At 32.7% G+C, this 16377-nt stretch carries 19 protein-coding genes, 1 tRNA gene and 2 pseudogenes; 7 read left to right on the top strand and 15 right to left on the bottom strand.

The features are described from left to right. Positions 1–9 precede the first annotated feature (9 nt). The 7 genes from hisA to hisZ all read right to left on the bottom strand — a co-directional run bounded on the left by hisA (position 10) and on the right by hisZ (position 6193). Positions 10–723: a 1-(5-phosphoribosyl)-5-[(5-phosphoribosylamino)methylideneamino]imidazole-4-carboxamide isomerase gene (gene hisA, locus FYJ33_RS00440; protein ID WP_154529800.1), complete on the bottom strand. Its 714-nt coding sequence runs from the start codon at positions 721–723 to the stop codon at positions 10–12. After that, a complete protein-coding gene (gene hisH, locus FYJ33_RS00435) occupies positions 720–1340 on the bottom strand; it encodes an imidazole glycerol phosphate synthase subunit HisH (RefSeq protein WP_154529799.1) in 621 nt (206 codons plus the stop codon). The genes hisA and hisH overlap by 4 nt, the downstream gene beginning before the upstream one ends. Positions 1341–1467: 127 nt before the next feature. Then, positions 1468–2061: an imidazoleglycerol-phosphate dehydratase HisB gene (hisB, locus tag FYJ33_RS00430; RefSeq protein ID WP_154529798.1), complete on the bottom strand. Its 594-nt coding sequence runs from the start codon at positions 2059–2061 to the stop codon at positions 1468–1470. Between the two features lie 11 nt (positions 2062–2072). Then, complete coding sequence (locus FYJ33_RS00425; protein ID WP_154529797.1) at positions 2073–3104, bottom strand: pyridoxal phosphate-dependent aminotransferase; 1032 nt, start codon at positions 3102–3104, stop codon at positions 2073–2075. A gap of 2 nt (positions 3105–3106) precedes the next feature. Further along, a complete protein-coding gene (hisD, locus tag FYJ33_RS00420) occupies positions 3107–4390 on the bottom strand; it encodes a histidinol dehydrogenase (protein WP_154529796.1) in 1284 nt (427 codons plus the stop codon). Positions 4391–4420: 30 nt separating this feature from the next. Continuing rightward, complete coding sequence (gene hisG / locus FYJ33_RS00415) at positions 4421–5044, bottom strand: ATP phosphoribosyltransferase (protein WP_154529795.1); 624 nt, start codon at positions 5042–5044, stop codon at positions 4421–4423. Next, positions 5045–6193 (bottom strand): ATP phosphoribosyltransferase regulatory subunit, encoded by a 1149-nt coding sequence (hisZ, locus tag FYJ33_RS00410; protein WP_154529794.1) that lies wholly within the window; start codon positions 6191–6193, stop codon positions 5045–5047. Between the two features lie 356 nt (positions 6194–6549). Between hisZ and FYJ33_RS17100 the strand changes: the two genes are divergently transcribed. The 5 genes and pseudogenes from FYJ33_RS17100 (at position 6550) to FYJ33_RS00390 (ending at position 9280) form a co-directional block, all read left to right on the top strand. Continuing rightward, positions 6550–6945, top strand: coding sequence for a hypothetical protein (locus FYJ33_RS17100; protein ID WP_206046574.1), 396 nt, complete (start codon positions 6550–6552; stop codon positions 6943–6945). Further along, a pseudogene (locus tag FYJ33_RS17095) lies at positions 6888–7106 on the top strand (transposase); the annotation flags it as partial. The gene FYJ33_RS17100 and the pseudogene FYJ33_RS17095, both read left to right, overlap by 58 nt. Positions 7107–7511: 405 nt before the next feature. Next, entirely contained in the window at positions 7512–7925 is a 414-nt protein-coding gene (locus tag FYJ33_RS00400; RefSeq protein ID WP_154529793.1) for a hypothetical protein, read from the top strand. 1 nt (position 7926) lies between these two features. Continuing rightward, complete coding sequence (locus FYJ33_RS00395; RefSeq protein ID WP_154529792.1) at positions 7927–8175, top strand: hypothetical protein; 249 nt, start codon at positions 7927–7929, stop codon at positions 8173–8175. Positions 8176–8191: 16 nt separating this feature from the next. Then, positions 8192–9280 (top strand): hypothetical protein, encoded by a 1089-nt coding sequence (locus tag FYJ33_RS00390; protein ID WP_154529791.1) that lies wholly within the window; start codon positions 8192–8194, stop codon positions 9278–9280. 98 nt (positions 9281–9378) lie between these two features. Here the strand turns inward: FYJ33_RS00390 and FYJ33_RS00385 are convergent, their stop codons facing one another. The 4 genes from FYJ33_RS00385 to FYJ33_RS00370 all read right to left on the bottom strand — a co-directional run bounded on the left by FYJ33_RS00385 (position 9379) and on the right by FYJ33_RS00370 (position 12963). Continuing rightward, positions 9379–9648, bottom strand: a complete 270-nt coding sequence (locus tag FYJ33_RS00385) for a stalk domain-containing protein (RefSeq protein ID WP_154529790.1) — start codon at positions 9646–9648, stop codon at positions 9379–9381. 49 nt (positions 9649–9697) lie between these two features. Beyond that, a complete protein-coding gene (locus FYJ33_RS00380) occupies positions 9698–10573 on the bottom strand; it encodes a hypothetical protein (protein WP_154529789.1) in 876 nt (291 codons plus the stop codon). 659 nt (positions 10574–11232) lie between these two features. Then, positions 11233–12243 carry a GGGtGRT protein gene (locus FYJ33_RS00375; RefSeq protein WP_154529788.1) on the bottom strand — a complete coding sequence of 337 codons (1011 nt, stop codon included), beginning with the start codon at positions 12241–12243 and terminating at the stop codon, positions 11233–11235. 27 nt (positions 12244–12270) lie between these two features. Continuing rightward, positions 12271–12963, bottom strand: coding sequence for an iron-sulfur cluster assembly scaffold protein (locus tag FYJ33_RS00370; RefSeq protein ID WP_154529787.1), 693 nt, complete (start codon positions 12961–12963; stop codon positions 12271–12273). Between the two features lie 257 nt (positions 12964–13220). Between FYJ33_RS00370 and FYJ33_RS00365 the strand changes: the two genes are divergently transcribed. Continuing rightward, positions 13221–13302, top strand: a tRNA-Leu gene (locus tag FYJ33_RS00365). Between the two features lie 99 nt (positions 13303–13401). On the opposite strand, the gene FYJ33_RS00360 is transcribed toward FYJ33_RS00365, so the two are convergent. Next, a complete protein-coding gene (locus FYJ33_RS00360; RefSeq protein ID WP_154529786.1) occupies positions 13402–13692 on the bottom strand; it encodes a hypothetical protein in 291 nt (96 codons plus the stop codon). Between the two features lie 179 nt (positions 13693–13871). Here FYJ33_RS00360 and FYJ33_RS17090 point away from each other — a divergent pair. After that, positions 13872–14173: pseudogene (locus FYJ33_RS17090) on the top strand (transposase); the annotation flags it as partial. 370 nt (positions 14174–14543) lie between these two features. On the opposite strand, the gene FYJ33_RS00350 reads toward FYJ33_RS17090, so the two are convergent. The 3 genes from FYJ33_RS00350 to FYJ33_RS00340 all read right to left on the bottom strand — a co-directional run bounded on the left by FYJ33_RS00350 (position 14544) and on the right by FYJ33_RS00340 (position 16296). Next, positions 14544–15176 carry an NAD(P)H-dependent oxidoreductase gene (locus tag FYJ33_RS00350; protein WP_154529785.1) on the bottom strand — a complete coding sequence of 211 codons (633 nt, stop codon included), beginning with the start codon at positions 15174–15176 and terminating at the stop codon, positions 14544–14546. Continuing rightward, positions 15173–15676, bottom strand: coding sequence for a flavodoxin family protein (locus tag FYJ33_RS00345; RefSeq protein ID WP_235900734.1), 504 nt, complete (start codon positions 15674–15676; stop codon positions 15173–15175). Before FYJ33_RS00345 ends, FYJ33_RS00350 begins: the two co-directional genes overlap by 4 nt. Positions 15677–15795: 119 nt before the next feature. Next, on the bottom strand, positions 15796–16296 hold the full coding sequence (locus FYJ33_RS00340; protein ID WP_154529784.1) for a phosphatase PAP2 family protein: 501 nt from the start codon (positions 16294–16296) through the stop codon (positions 15796–15798). Positions 16297–16377 lie beyond the last annotated feature (81 nt).

The raw sequence follows: 16377 nt of genomic DNA, 5'->3' as shown, positions 1-16377 counted from the left end.
AATCACCCCTTACTTTGAAATATCTATAGCTTCTTTTAAGGAAAGTGTCCCAGCATAAACAGCCTTTCCTGTAATAGCTCCATATAAATCAATGCTGTTTAAAGTTTTAATATCATATATACTGCTTACTCCGCCTGATGCTGTAATATTAATTTGAACATATTTCTTAAGCTTTTTCAGCATCTCAACATTAGGTCCCTTAAGAGTTCCGTCCCTACTGATATCAGTAACTATGATATTTTTAACACCTACAGATTCCATATGCTTTGCAAAATCTATATAATTAGCTTTGCTATTCTCAAGCCAGCCCCTAGTTCTTACTCTGCCATCTCTGACATCTATACCAACTGCAATCTTACCACCATATGTATCAATTGCTTTTATTAACAGCTTCTCATCTTCAACCGCAGCTGTACCAAGTATCACTCTTGCAACACCATTATCAAGAAGATACTTTATTGTTTCAAAATCCCTGATACCACCTCCAAGCTCCATTGGAATTTTTAAAGCCTGCGCAAGCTTGATTACAAGTTCATGATTAACTCTGCTGCCAGTCTTAGCACCATCAAGATCAACAAGATGAAGAAACTCTGCCCCATCGCTTTCAAAAGATAAAGCTGTCTTAAAAATATCATCAGCTACAATTTCCTTCTTTGAATAATCACCCTGATAAAGCCTTACTGGTTTTCCATCTATAATATCAATTGCTGGTAAAATAATCATTTAATCATCTCCCCAAAATTCTTAAGCATTTTAAGACCACATTCACCACTCTTTTCAGGGTGAAACTGAATACCAATGACGTTTTTATGCGCCACAATACCAGGAATCTTATTTTCACCATATTCACTATAAGCAATTAAATCTCCACTATCGTAACCCGCTGCACAATAAGAATGTACAAAATATACAAAGCTGCCCTCATCAACGCCATCAATTATTTTATGCTTTCTGTTGTATGCAAGACTGTTCCACCCAATGTGAGGTATCTTTATATTGTGTTCTTTATCATCAATCATCTTAACTATGCTGCCCTTTAAAAGTCCAAGCCCTTCTTTTTCGACCTTCTCATAGCTTTTTTCAAATAAAAGTTGCATACCAAGACATATACCAAGAATCATCTTACCTTTTACCGCTTCTTCTTTTATAATTACATCAATACCCTTCTTATTTATAGTTTCCATGGCATCAGGAAAAGCACCTACACCCGGTAGAATCAATGCATCTGCAGATTTAATATCATCTTCATCGTCTGATATCTTGTTTTCAATACCAAGATGATTAAGAGCATTACTAACACTCTTCAAATTCCCCATTTCATAATCAATTATTACTACCATAAAACGCCCTCCTATCGTTTATATATAAATAGTTAAAACTTTCACTTCATTAATGATAATTGACGTATTTAGCACAACGTCAAATATCAACTTATCTGACTGCCTCTGTTTATCCTAAATATATAATTTATAAATTAAGAGTTCCCTTAGTAGATGGTAGTCCGTTTTCTTCATTTACATGTTTTGCTTCTTTAAAGGCATGTCCGAAAGCTTTGAATAACGCTTCTATTTTGTGATGATCATTGCTGCCATAAAGGACTTTAAGATGAAGTGTGATGCCTGCATTAAAAGCAAATGACCTGAAGAATTCTTCTGTCATCTCAGTTGACATCTCTCCTACTTTTTCTCTTTTAAAGTCACAGTCAAATACTAGATATGGTCTGTTGCTGATATCAAGAGAAGCAAAAGCAAGAGTTTCATCCATAGGCACATGAAAAGTTCCATACCTGTTTATTCCGACTTTATCTGAAAGAGCTTCCTTAACAGCAAGTCCTAATGTAATACCTATATCCTCAATAGTGTGGTGGTCGCATACATTAAGATCACCATCTGCTTTTACCTGCAAATCACATTTGCTGTGAAATGCAAAAAGATCAAGCATGTGGTCAAAAAAGCCAATTCCTGTGCATATATTACTTTTACCGCTTCCATCAAGATCAATCTTAACCTTAATCTTTGTTTCCTTAGTGTTTCTTATCTTTTCAGATACTCGCTTCTCCATAATAAAGCCTCCTAAAATACGTTATTAAGTACTGCCAGCAGTTTTTCATTCTGCTCCGAAGAACCTACAGTTATCCTGAATGCACTGCCATCAAAATTTCTGATATAAATATTATTTTCTGCAAGTGATTGAAGCATTCTTTCTTTATTTTCAGTTCTACCATAAATATAATTTGACTTTGATTCATAAAATACTACACTGCCATGAGATGCATTTTCTATTTTCTTCAAATTCTCATATAACGACTTTCTCTCACTTACTATTATCTCAGCATTTCTTATTGGTCTTTGCTTATCCTGAAGTACTATTTCTGCAGCCATCTTAGAAAAGCTGCTTACTGTGTAAGGCACTTTACTTTCCATAAACTTATTTATATTGTCTTCATTTGAAATTAAAAAGCCCATTCTAAGTGCAGCTAGTCCCCATGCTTTAGATAAAGTTCTTGTTACTATAAGATTCTTAAATTCATTAATATAAGGAAGTACAGTCTCACCATTAAATTCATAATAAGCTTCATCAATTATTACTGTTTTGTCCTTGAACTCATTTAAAAGTTTTAAGATATCAGCTAAGTTTACAGCCATGCCTGTAGGATTATTAGGATTAGAAAAGACAATAAGATCCACATCCTCACTTTTGCCAAGTGCTATAAACTCATCCATATTAAAACTCATCTTTGTACCCACATCATATTTAACAAGCTTGCCTTTGAACATATTTGTAAAGAAATCATACATCACAAAATCAGGTGATAAGGTTAAGACTTTTTTATTATCATTGATGATGCTTCCTATAATTATATCTAGTGATTCATCTGAACCATTACAGACAATAATGTTTTCTGGCTTTACATCTGCATAATCTGCATATAACTTTTTTATTTCACTCATATCATTTGATGGATATCTGTTAAACTCCAGATTACTTAAAGACTTCTTTAGCTTCTGTTTTAAATCATAATCTAAATCCATATAAACCTCATTGCTGTTAAGTCTGATACTTTCAATGCTGTCTGTGTCTATATACTGACTATATACTCCCATAATTACAACCTCACTTTTATTGAATTTGCATGTGCAGTTAATCCTTCTTTATCTGCCATGGTAATAATCTTTCTGCCATCCTTCTTTACTGCTTCCTTAGAATAATAAATAAAAGATGACTTCTTGATAAAGCTGTCCACTGATAAAGGAGAGAAAAATCTTGCTGTACCACTTGTAGGAAGCACATGATTGGTACCTCCAAAGTAGTCACCTATAGGTTCTGGAGTATATCTGCCTAAGAATACTGATCCGGCATTTCTTACAAGACCTAGATACTGCATAGGCTCATCCACCATAAGTTCAAGATGCTCAGGTGCAATTATATTAGATATATCAATACATTCTTCGATGCTTTCACAAATAATAGCCTTACCATAATTTTTTAATGACTCTTTAATTATTTCTTTTCTTTCAAGATACTCACATTGTCTCTTAAGCTCTTCTTCCACTTTCTCATATAGTTTTTTAGAGGTAGTTACAAGTATGGCACTAGCTATCTTATCATGCTCAGCCTGTGACATAAGATCTGCTGCTACGTGAACTGGATTAGACTTTTCATCTGCAACTACAAGTATTTCACTTGGCCCTGCTATCATATCAATATCTACAAGTCCAAAAACCATTTTTTTAGCTTCAGCCACAAATATATTTCCTGGACCCACTATCTTGTCTACCTTTATAATGGTTTCTGTACCATAAGCTAAAGCTGCAACTGCCTGTGCTCCCCCAACTTTATATATCTTATCTACACCTGCAATCTTGGCAGCTGCTCCTATATAAGGATTTATGCCACCATTCTTATCTGGAGGCGTAACCATAACTATTTCATCTACTCCTGCCACTTTTGCTGGAATTACATTCATAAGAACTGATGATGGATATGCTGCTGTTCCTCCAGGTACATATACCCCAACTCTCTCTAGGGGAATAACTCTCTGTCCAAGGTAGACACCATTGTTTTTAGTTATTATGTAGCCATTGGCTTTCTGCTTCTTGTGATACTCTTCAATATTCTCCTTAGCCTCCTTAAGAGCATCTATAAATTCTTTGCCTGCTTTTTCAATGCACTCATTAAGATCACTCTCTGTAACTTCAAAAGAGTCCAGCTTTACAAGATCAAATCTTTCTGTAAGTTCATATAAAGCTTTGTCTCCTTCATTTTTAACTTTCTCTATAATATCAGCTACACTTTTTGTAACACTTTCATCTGCTTTTAACGATCTGCTTCTTAAACTCTTAATGAGCTGCTGCTTACTGATTTCATTAACCTCCATGTATTTCAACATATTAACGCCCCCAATTATTAAATTAATATTTTAAATAACAGCTTTTATCCTTTTGATAAATCCCCCAATTTCCTGCTGTTTCATCTTAAAACTTGCCTTATTGACGATAAGCCTTGCACTTATGTCACATATCCTGTCTAAAACAACAAGACCATTTTCTCTTAGAGTAGTTCCTGTTTCCATGATATCTACAATGCCATCACATAATCCAAGAATAGGTGACAATTCAACTGACCCTTCAATCTTGACAACTTCAACATCCATATTTCTCTTCTTGAAATACTCCTTAGCTACATTAGGATACTTGCTACCTATCTTTATATGGCCAACTTTCTTGAATATATTGTTATCTGGAAGTGCCGCCACAATAAAACCACATCTGCCTACTTTAAGATCAAGCACCTCATAACACTGCTGACTGCTTTCCATTATTGTATCCTTGCCTACAACTCCAATATCAGCCACACCATGCTCCACATAAGTTATTGAGTCTGCTGCCTTTACAAGAAAATACTTTATATCATCACTCTTATCAATAAATACCAGCTTACGCCCCTTATTCTTAAGTTCAGATGGATCATAACCTGCTTTTTCAAAAATTCTTACAGTCTCCTCTTCCAGCCTGCCCTTTGTAAGTGCTATACTAAGACTCATTTACTTCACCTCACTTTTTACTACCTTTATTTCTTCTATGTCATTATCAGGAATAAGCTTTACAATAGCCCCATTATTTCTAAGTTTAATGCTCTCTTTAACAGCTTTTATATTATCTTTAAGATTATAATAAATAGTATATTTATCCTTACTAACAAATCCTTGAAATTTTTCTTTGATAATTGGAATAACTGCATTTATATCTACTGAAAATCCAACAGCATTCATAAAAGAGCCATCCTTTGATTTAATAAGCTTGTCATATCTGCCACCTCTTAAAAAAGAGCTTCCAATACCTTCGCTAAATCCTCTGAAGATTATACCGCTATAATAATTTAGCCTTGGAGCCATGCCAAGATCAAAAATCACTTTATGCCCATAACCAAGCTCCGAAAGTTCATGATATAAAGTTTCAAGATATTTTATATTTGATAATATACTTTCATTAAATGCATACTTCACTGCCTCTTTAAGGATTGAACTGTCACCAAACATCCACGGCACTCTATTGAGAAATTTCTTATAATCATTATCTATCTTAAGGCTGTCAAGATAGTCTTCAAGACTAGTCAGATTCTTGTCTTCAATGAACTGTGCTATATGTCTTTTCTCGTTTTCTGTAATATTAAGACTATTAAGTACACCTTTCAAAAAACCAATATTACCAATTTCAAGTTTAAAATCATCAAGATCCAGCTTTGTCAAAGCTTCTAGTGCCATTACAAGCACTTCTAAATCTGCTTTTTTATCTTCATAGCCTATAAACTCAACCCCACAGTCAGTGAATTCATTTGTCTTCCCCCCAAAGCTTTCATGAACTCTAAAAATATTAGAAACATATCTTATTCTTAGCGGTAACTTTGTATCTTTAAATTTTGTCTCAACAACCCTGGCAATGGGTATAGTCATATCAGGTCTTAGCACAAGTATCCTGCCCCTGTTATCAAAGAACTTGTACATATCTTCCTCATTGAGACTCTGAGTTTCATTATTGAATGTTTCATAATATTCAACTGTAGGTGTTATTACTTCCTTATAGCCCCATGACTCAAACAGTCCGTCTATACTTCTCTCTAAAGACTTTTTTATTACACATTCGTCTAATATTAGATCCCTTGTCCCATCTGGAAGCATATTTTTTTTATTCATTATCATACCTCCTTTTTCCTTACTGCTTATTGCATCTTATTCACTTTTTGTTATATTTATACAGAATAGTAAAGTTTGTTATCAATATTAGTTTATTGCTTAAAACATGTCAATATTCACATGGTAACTTTAGCAGTTTTACAATATATTGTACTTTTATATCCGTTTTGTAAATAAAAGTAAAAAAATAAGGCACCATTTTGGTACCTTCCTCAATTTTACACTGTATAATTATTAGTTCATTTTATGCATTTTTTATAGAGACTAATTGTATAATGAAATTGAACCAATAAAAAATCCATAGTGATTACCCGTGTTATAATTAAGTTGCGAAACCAAAATAACAAGGAGTTGAAATGTACCTTGCAGATACTGGTGAAGCAGTCTATACAAAGAATCGTCGTAACTCTTGTCGCACATTCAAACGCCTACAATGTGATGAGTTTATTAAGTATACTGTAAATCAAATTAAGACTAACTCATGGTCTCCAGACGCATGTGTCGGAAGTGCTCTATCAACAGGTAAATTCAAGCGTTCAGAGATAGTATGTACTAAGACGTTATATAACTATATCGATTTAGGATTACTATCTATTAAGAATGCTGATCTTCCGGTAAAGCTTCGTAGAAGCACCAAACATACAGTTGTGAAAAAGCATAAGAAGATACTTGGTAAAAGCATCTCAGAGCGTCCTACACACATCCTTATTCATCATTTGAAAAAGGCACAAATGAGCGTCATAATGGGCTAATACGTCGATTTATCCCCAAGGGAAAGCGTATATCTGATTATAGTGTTGATAACATAGGGTTTATTGAAGAATGGATGAACACTCTTCCACGTAAAATCTTAGACTACCGAACTCCAGAGGAGCTTTTTGAAAAGTACCTCGATGAGATCTATGCAGCTTAAAAATTCAAGGGTTCAAATGGAAAAATAAAATTAGTTCAATTTGTTATTGCAATTTATCAAAAAAAATTATTTATTCTTAAATTAGTAAATATAGCATTAGAAAAAAAATGTTCTTAATATTAAAGAGCTGTCGTATTAATAGCAAAACTGCTAGCGACTAGCTCTATTATTTTACAAATATTTTAATAGTATTTTTAAATCATGTTAAAATCATCTTTTCACTATAAAAAATTCCAAATAATATTACTCATTTTTAGTAAATTAATAATTAAATTCAATATTATTCTTTAATTCCATATAGTTTATATAATATGTAATTTAATCTTTATTTGTGTTGCATATAGATGATATAATAATATTGTTTTTAATTTAATTAAACATACGAAAAAAAGGGGAGGAAAACAAATGAATAAAAACAAAAAAGTTATTGGATTAATATTGTCTGTAGTTGCTGTTATTGTAATTATTTCTTGTATATTTATATTTAAAACGGCAAATACAAAAAGCTTTTCTCAAGAATCTGTACAAACTCTACTTAGTAATGGAGCCTCATTACATTCTTTCAAAACAGATAACAAATCTACAAATATAATTATTAATGGAAATTTAGATGAAACTGCTTTAATTGATTTAAGCAAAAAGGTATCTTCTATGAAAAAAGCACCTGAAAATATCAATATTTCAGTTACAAATGCTGACTCTGTTGATTTAAACAGCTTTTATACAGAAGGTCTTACTTTAACTTCTACAATAAATACAAAATCAAAGTCAGCTGACATTTCATCTTTTAAGAAAAGTGAATTAACAAAAAGACTATGAAATGAAAGTATCTGATTATAAATACGGTGATATTGAAAATACCGACAAAACTGCAATAATCAATATTTCTTCAAGCAAATTAACTGAATCAGATTGTCAGAACGAACTTGTTGTTTTTGCCAATATAGTAAAAAATCTTAATTCAGATTTAGATAACATAATTGTTAACTGTAATGTTTCTGATAAGACTTACAGCATTTCAACAAATGATAAAAATATATTAAAAACAACACAACAATATAAGCTATAACCAGGGGGGTATTTTTATGAAGAAAAATAAAACAATTTTATGCAGTATTGCAGTTTCAACAATGCTATTTTCAAACCTTTTCCCTGTAGTTGCGAAGGCAACTACTATCCCTATCCAAGAGGTAAACGGAGAAAAAGTGGTTCAATTAGAAGAATTAGTTACAGCTATGAATGGTAAAGTTGTAAATGAAGGAGATTTAACCCTTTATACTATCAATGATAAAGTCATAACAACTAATTCTAATCATCCTGCTTTTTATTCTGTTTCTAAGGATTTAGTAGGTGAAACAATTCCTTATAAGACAAAAGAAATTAAAGGAATTAAAGTTCCGGATTGTGAAGCCACGGCTGTTAAAGACGAACACGGAAAACTATTATTCCCTGTTAGTGCATTAGAAGAATATGTGGGATTAAAGCCAACTACGGAAGGATTTGTTATTAAAGAAGAGGAAAAGAAAGAAGATACTACCCAAAGTAATGGTTCTTCAAATAATTCTAATTCAAACAATAACTCTTCAAATAGTTCAGCGTCAAATGGTGGCATTACCGCAAGCACTTCAAAACCAAATAACGGGTCTACAAGTAGTGGTTCTTCAAATAGTAGTTCTGTAAGTAATTCAAAGCCAAGTGGTGGGTCTACTTCAAGTAGTGGCTCTGTAAGCAATTCAAAGCCAAGCGGTGGTTCTACAGGTGGTTCATCTTCAAATAGTAGTTCTACATCTAAACCATCTAATGGTGGTAATAATTCTGGCGGAACAACTCAAAAGCCAAGTACACCACAGACACCATCAAGTAATAGAGTTCCCGTAAGTGCGGTTACAGCCAAATTGCCGGGATTAGGATGGACACAAAAAACGTCAAATGCTTATAGATATAGAACTATTGGCACAATCAATATAAATGGTGACGGAATGTCTATACATTTATACGGATATAGTGATGACTTCTACAGTTCTGTAAGTAGTGTGTTACATACAATAATACCTAATGGCGCTTCTAAAGCTTTAGGTATGCTAAATACCGACAGTAGTGGTTCATTTTCATCGGATGGCAGAAATGTAAGTATTACTTATACTGATGGAACACCAATAGTTTATATTAATTAAGCTAATCATTAAGAGAAGAGGTTTTTACCTCTTTCTTTTTTTTATGCAAAAAAAGATTGGATAGTTTATGTGAAATAAAATCCAATCTTAATTTCTTTTTATTTGATTATTATATCACCTGTGTTTTTATCATAATTTAATGATAACCCAAGTTCTTTTATAGCTAAATTCATTTCTGCATAGATTACCCCATTATCATTGTTAGAAGCTGTAGCAGTTAAGATTTCTTTATTATTAACCAATACACTCTTTGTTCCAATGTTGTATTCTATTTTTATATTGTCTTTAGTTAAAGTTGCCCTGTTATCATCTATAGATACATTGTACCCTAATAGCTCTCCAACTTCTTTTACAGGTAGTTGTAGCATTGAATTTGATAACTTTAATGCCTAAGGCAGGGAAAAGGTATATAATTTTCTATTTCAAATATAATTTATTATTATATTCCTTTGCTTCTTTTAATCCTTCTTCATATCCTTCTTTATAGCCTTTTTCTTTTACTCTAACAAGATTGTCGTGGTACTTTATTAAATTAGCATATGTTAATGGATTATATTTACATATATTCACTGAATATTCCTTAGAATTATTAACTTTATCGTCAATTATTTCGCCATCTTGAAGTAAAACATATTCCCAAAAATAATCCTCTTTTTCAGCTTTTATCTTTAAATCGAAATATTCTTGTTCTATATGTGAATATACTTCACAAATTGTATTAAAGCCTTCAGCATGGCAGTCACCATTTATATGATACCTTAGTAATATAAACTTAAACTTTCCTTCAACTATAATCTCATTATCAAAATCTAACTCTAACTCTTTTCGGAGTTTTTCTTGACATAAATTCATCATCTCAAAATATTCATAAAGTACCTTATGCTGAAATGTTGTAAATTTACTATTTTCTATTTTTTTACCCAAAGCCTTTTTATCAATAACTATTTGATTCTTTGTATTATCAGTATAATCATAATCAATATCAATAGGCTGTAAGTCTTTCAAAATAACAAAACGCCAAAATCCATTACTAACAAGATTCTGATTCAACTTCATAATTTTATCAGCATTATTAAAATCATTATAAAGCTCATCTAAAGTATCATATTTTTTCAAAACATTCTCTTCGTTTCTGCTATATCCCAAGAGAATATAGGGCGAACAGTCCTCAATTTCATCATCTAGTTTTTCATAATTATTAAAATACATAGTACTAAAGGCTATTTTCTGCTCAAAATTACACTTATCACTATTAATAATTCGTTTTAATAAATTTCTTATTGTTATTTTCACTGTATATCCTCCCCTTTGTTTATTAACTTTAATGCTACCATATTATTGGGTACAGTGAAATTTTTCTTAGACAATTTTTCCAACTGTTTGTTGCATATAAATAATAATTAACAATAAAAAAACAAGCTATCTTTTTAATAACTTGTTTAATACCACTTATATTATTTTATGTACATAAAATAGCTAATCCTTTACCCTAGAAACGATTTTTCGTTTCTTCTATGTTCCCTCAAAAAAAAGTTTCGAAAATATCTGCTTTCCTTCAAACGCAGTCCCCTCCAAGCTTCAAGCCTATTTCAACCAAAGAAATGATAATAAAGTTCCGAAAGTAAAATCAAGCAAAAATCAGTAGTTATCCACAGGCATTTTCCATGAAAATCATAAAAAAGTTCCGAAAAAATATCATGTAGTTTTCCAAGCATTAATCATGCAAAATCACCCGCTATGCGTCAGCGAAAAACTCTTACACTTATTCCTGTCAATCCTTTATTCATGCCATTCTTCATACATTGATATTCAGATATTTTAACAGGCTATTATCTTTTCATATTTAATTGCAGACATAAAAAAGACCAGCTCAGAGGCACAAAAGTGCCTCCTGGCTAGTCATATTTTCTAAACTTTTTTATTTCGTTCGAAACTTTATTTTAAATGAACAATTAGAATCTACCAGCTTTTGCTGCTTCTTCAACTGCAACAGCTGTAGCAACTGTCATACCAACCATTGGGTTGTTACCAGCTCCGATTAATCCCATCATTTCAACGTGTGCTGGAACTGATGAAGATCCTGCGAACTGAGCATCAGAATGCATTCTTCCCATAGTATCAGTCATACCATAAGAAGCTGGACCTGCAGCCATGTTATCTGGGTGAAGAGTTCTTCCTGTACCACCACCTGATGCTACTGAGAAGTACTTCTTACCTTCTGCGATACATTCTTTCTTGTAAGTTCCTGCAACTGGATGCTGGAATCTTGTAGGGTTAGTTGAGTTACCAGTGATTGATACGTCAACACCTTCGTGATGCATTATAGCAACACCTTCTCTAACGTCGTCAGCGCCGTAGCATTTAACCTTAGCTCTTGGTCCGTTTGAGTATGGAGTTTCTTTAACTATTGTAAGTTCTCCAGTATAGTAGTCGAACTTAGTCTGAACATAAGTGAATCCATTGATTCTTGAGATTATGAATGCAGCATCTTTTCCAAGACCGTTTAATATAACTCTTAATGGTTCTTTTCTTACTTTGTTAGCAGCTTCAGCTATCTTGATAGCTCCTTCAGCAGCAGCAAAGCTTTCGTGTCCAGCTAGGAATGCGAAACATTTAGTTTCTTCTCTTAAAAGCATAGCTCCTAAGTTTCCGTGTCCTAAACCAACTTTTCTGTCATCAGCAACAGATCCTGGTATACAGAATGCCTGTAATCCTTCTCCGATTGCTTCAGCAGCATCAGCAGCCTTCTTGCAGCCCTTCTTTATTGCTATAGCAGCACCTAAAGTGTAAGCCCATCCAGCGTTTTCAAATGCTATTGGCTGAGTTTCCTTAACTATTTTGTAAGGATCTATTCCTACAGATGCACAAACTTCTTTAGCATCTTCTATCTTTTCCATTCCGTATTTCTTTAATACTGGAGTGATTTGGTCAATTCTTCTTTCATAACTTTCAAATAATGCCATAATAAAATTTCCTCCTTTACAAATAAATTACTTAAGTCTTGGGTTTATTAATTCTTTAGCGTCAGCAACTCTTCCGTATTGTCCTCTAGCTGCTTCTAAAGCTTCGTTAGCATCCATTCCCTTAGTGATGTTTTCCATCATCTTTCCAAGGTTTACGAATTTGTATCCGATTATTTGCTTATCTTCATCTAAAGCAACGTCAGTAACATATCCTTCAGTCATTTCTAGGTATCTAGGTCCCTTAGCTAATGTTCCGTACATAGTACCAACCATTGATCTAAGACCCTTTCCTAAATCTTCAAGACCAGCTCCGATAGGTAGTCCACCTTCTGAGAATGCAGTCTGAGTTCTTCCGTAAACTATTTGTAAGAATAATTCTCTCATAGCTGTATTTATAGCATCACAAACTAAGTCTGTGTTTAATGCTTCTAATATTGTTTTTCCAGGTAGTATTTCTGAAGCCATAGCAGCTGAATGAGTCATTCCTGAACATCCTATAGTTTCAACTAATGCTTCTTGGATAACACCATCCTTAACATTTAATGTTAACTTACAAGCTCCCTGTTGTGGTGCACACCAGCCTATACCATGAGTAAGACCTGATACATCTTTGATTTCTCTTGATTGTACCCATTTTCCTTCTTCAGGAATTGGTGCTGGACCATGATTAGGACCTTTAGCAACTACACACATTTCTTCAACTTCTTTTGAATAGATCATATTTTGCTCCTCCTTAATATAAATTAACCGATATACTTTATTTATGTAAAAATATCAGTTGGTCAAAAAACGTCCCAGTGGGTCAAATTTTCTTTAACTCGTATCTATTCTAACAAACTTGTCCCACTCTTTTCAATACATTTTAGAAATTTTATAGATATTTTTAGATTACTTTCCTATTAATTTTCCACAGTTTTCTATAATAGAAAAAAATACTTTACAAGTCCAACCTGCTGTGATACTATAATAAAGGATTTGCCGGTGTGGCGGAATGGCAGACGCACATGACTCAAAATCATGCGAGAAATCATGAGGGTTCGAGTCCCTCCACCGGCACCAGACAAAACATAGCTCCTAAGATTGAATTTCAATCTTAGGAGTTTTTTATCTTGTATAATAATATATATTCAATATTAAAATAAAATCCTTATTAGCCATTCAACAAAACACACTATAATTATTATAACTATCGTTATCATCTATTTCTGCTAATTCGAACATTCCTATTATATTATCAACATCTTTTTTTATCTCTTTCTTCGCTGAAATAAACTGATAATCGGTAAAATTATATTTATAATAAGCTATATTGCTAGTTAATCTCTCTTGTATGTACTGTTCTATATTCTGTTCATTTACCATCTGTCCATCCATCTTGTTATCTACAATATAATGAACCACATCTTTTACTGTCTTTTCTTTAATTACATCCTCTAACTTAGCCTTCATATTATTACTCCTAAAATTCAAATGTTAGTGTAAAGTTTCTTCACACTTTTTACTTTAAAATTTATTTATATATCAAGGTTTCGGAAGTTTTTTTGCAAAAAAAAAAAACAACGACCCCCTAATTTCATGTTACAATTGAATCTCCTAGAATACAAAAATAAACACGAAAGGATGTCGTTGTATCGGACACACGTGCCGTAGGGCCGTGTATTCTTGCTATGCGTATGGCTTTTGACAAGTTTAAAAACTTCCCAAACAAAACTCTTAAGTTCATTGCTGATGGTTATAGTGCGTATCCATTAGCAAAGCAGCAATTTAAATTGGAAGAAGAGAAAATCTTCGACTTAACTCACGTCACTGGAAGCCTTTAAATGAGCTTAAAGAGTTAGAGTTTGCCGAAAACATGCCTACTAAATGGCAGATACTCATTAGCTTAGGTCAACAGACAATTCTTCAAATGCAAGAATCAGATGCTTCCTGACAAGTAATTTAACTAAATATTTATTGTTATTTTTTGCCTCCGTCAACGAAGGCCTATTTGCTATATTCAATTTTAAAAATCAAATGAAAGATTAAGTTCATATTTCTAAAATAAGTAATTAATTAGTTTTTTCTCATTAACTTCATCCAAATCATATATTATTAGTCTTCTACCCATTCTCTCCTCCTAAAATATCTAAGCGAAATTTCCTACTAACTATATGATACTCTTTCAGGATATCTTAAAAAGTGAAAAAAGTCAGAGATTACTATTACTTAAGTAACAATTTATAGTTTTTGATTACAGTCATAACAAAAAACTGCTCTATAGTCTCCCTACCTACATAGCAGTTTTTAAAATAAATCTTATATTATAATCTTTTCAATATATCAGAAACTTTCAGTCCATTAGCCTTTGCCAGTTTCCTCCACCCCATATGCGCAGCCATCTTATACAGAAACCTTGGGAAATTAGGTTCTACATAAACTGTATCTTTTGAATTCTTATTCATTATATCCTGAACAAGAACATCAACTGCTCTACCAAGATTCGTGCTTGTACCATGACCAAGAGGTGACTGCTGTGCCATTTCACCAGCTCCAACAGCAAGTGCTACTCCTTTTTTCATTCTGCATTTTCTGCACCACTGCCACAGAATATCTATTGCAATACTATTCTGCTGAGCATCATAAAAGCCATTGTTCACTATCTGATAAACATGCATATTATTTTCCCTGCTCTTTATGTTTTTTTCTATATACTTAAGCGCAGATAATAAATGTGAGGGAAGACAGTCAACATATAGTGGATATGCAATAACAATATTATCAGTATCGCTCAAATTCTCTACAATTTTCTTAGTAACTTTGTTATCCACATTTTTTGACAGTTCAAAAAGTATAGTTTCATTGTTTTCTCCCAGTTTATCCTTAATGGCATTAAGCAGATATACTGATGTACTCTTACTCATACGAGGACTGCCGCTTATTAATAAAGTTTTCATCTCAGCGCCTCCTGAACATAATCAATTGTCTTCATAAAATTGATAGAAGAACTTGCTGCGCCTAAGTTTACAGCATTTGCTTTGACAAGTCGCTCTGCAATGCTCTTTTCCTCTTCATCACATTCACCATAAAAATGCACATTAAGCTTGAATGGATTTTCGTATCTCATTTTATGGTGCATTTCTCCATTAACAATACGGAAATAAGGTAGAATATAGCCAATAGAACGATCAAGCACTGCTTTTATATTGTCTGAATAACCACCATACAAAATTGGACTGATGACTACAAGTTCATCGCACTTTGGTATATATGATGTCATAACATCACATCTATCCTTTATTACGCATTTTGCAGGAGTCTTTATCCAGCATCCAAAGCAACCCATGCAGTGATTAACAATAGGACGTGCTGAAAAAAGTATATCATCTTTGCAGGACATCATTAGTTTCTTCTCGCTGATATCATCCATATCATATATTATAAGTCTTTTACCCAAAATTTCTCCCCCTATACCTTATAACAATCTATAAATGTTTCTTTCACTCATATATACACCCCAAACACTTCAGTTGTTTCTTATAATTATACAGCGAATCTAATTTTATGTAAACTTATTTATAAAAACATATTAATGACAAGCAGATATGATGCAACTCCGCAGAGCGATCCTAGAATCACACCAGACAATACATCTGTTAAGTAATGTACAAAGAGGTACAGCCTTGAAAAACCAATAAGCACTGCTAAAATCAATGTTACAAATCCTATATTTTTATAAAAAAACAAGATTGTTACTGCAGCTGCAAATGAAGCACTTGTATGACCAGATGGGAATGAATAATCATGAGGCGTTTCAATAAGAAGTTTAACTTCTTTGTTTATCCAGCATGGTCTTTTTCTTGCAAAAATATTTTTCAGAATAAGGTTTCCTATAATACATGATAAAATAATCGCCAGTATTAAGGTAACTCCGCACAATTTATACTCATTCGTAAATAAAAAAATTATAGCCATCAGAATCCATACAGATGCAATATCACCTAGTCTTGTTAAGCACACCATAATCTTATCTAGAAATGGATTTCTCAATTTTTGTAATGCAAGCAGCAACTTCATATTCGTATTTCTCCTACTCAAAATATATTTCTAATAATATGATACAAGATTACTGTAAAGTCTGAATTAACCTTTATAAAC

Origin of the sequence: Inconstantimicrobium porci, assembly GCF_009696465.1 — a bacterium.
Classification (GTDB): Bacteria; Bacillota; Clostridia; order Clostridiales; family Clostridiaceae; genus Inconstantimicrobium; species Inconstantimicrobium porci.
This window is presented reverse-complemented; position numbering and strand designations above follow the sequence as displayed.

Coding starts and splice junctions, on each gene's coding strand:
- hisZ (WP_154529794.1), bottom strand. CDS start 6,193: ATGAATAAAAAAAATATGCTTCCAGATGGGACAAGGGATCTAATATTA.
- FYJ33_RS00375 (WP_154529788.1), bottom strand. CDS start 12,243: ATGGCATTATTTGAAAGTTATGAAAGAAGAATTGACCAAATCACTCCA.
- FYJ33_RS00425 (WP_154529797.1), bottom strand. CDS start 3,104: ATGGGAGTATATAGTCAGTATATAGACACAGACAGCATTGAAAGTATC.
- FYJ33_RS00340 (WP_154529784.1), bottom strand. CDS start 16,296: ATGAAGTTGCTGCTTGCATTACAAAAATTGAGAAATCCATTTCTAGAT.
- hisA (WP_154529800.1), bottom strand. CDS start 723: ATGATTATTTTACCAGCAATTGATATTATAGATGGAAAACCAGTAAGG.
- FYJ33_RS00395 (WP_154529792.1), top strand. CDS start 7,927: ATGAAAGTATCTGATTATAAATACGGTGATATTGAAAATACCGACAAA.
- hisH (WP_154529799.1), bottom strand. CDS start 1,340: ATGGTAGTAATAATTGATTATGAAATGGGGAATTTGAAGAGTGTTAGT.
- FYJ33_RS00360 (WP_154529786.1), bottom strand. CDS start 13,692: ATGAAGGCTAAGTTAGAGGATGTAATTAAAGAAAAGACAGTAAAAGAT.
- hisG (WP_154529795.1), bottom strand. CDS start 5,044: ATGAGTCTTAGTATAGCACTTACAAAGGGCAGGCTGGAAGAGGAGACT.
- FYJ33_RS00385 (WP_154529790.1), bottom strand. CDS start 9,648: ATGCTACAACTACCTGTAAAAGAAGTTGGAGAGCTATTAGGGTACAAT.
- FYJ33_RS00370 (WP_154529787.1), bottom strand. CDS start 12,963: ATGATCTATTCAAAAGAAGTTGAAGAAATGTGTGTAGTTGCTAAAGGT.
- FYJ33_RS00390 (WP_154529791.1), top strand. CDS start 8,192: ATGAAGAAAAATAAAACAATTTTATGCAGTATTGCAGTTTCAACAATG.
- hisD (WP_154529796.1), bottom strand. CDS start 4,390: ATGTTGAAATACATGGAGGTTAATGAAATCAGTAAGCAGCAGCTCATT.
- hisB (WP_154529798.1), bottom strand. CDS start 2,061: ATGGAGAAGCGAGTATCTGAAAAGATAAGAAACACTAAGGAAACAAAG.
- FYJ33_RS17100 (WP_206046574.1), top strand. CDS start 6,550: ATGTACCTTGCAGATACTGGTGAAGCAGTCTATACAAAGAATCGTCGT.
- FYJ33_RS00350 (WP_154529785.1), bottom strand. CDS start 15,176: ATGAAAACTTTATTAATAAGCGGCAGTCCTCGTATGAGTAAGAGTACA.
- FYJ33_RS00400 (WP_154529793.1), top strand. CDS start 7,512: ATGAATAAAAACAAAAAAGTTATTGGATTAATATTGTCTGTAGTTGCT.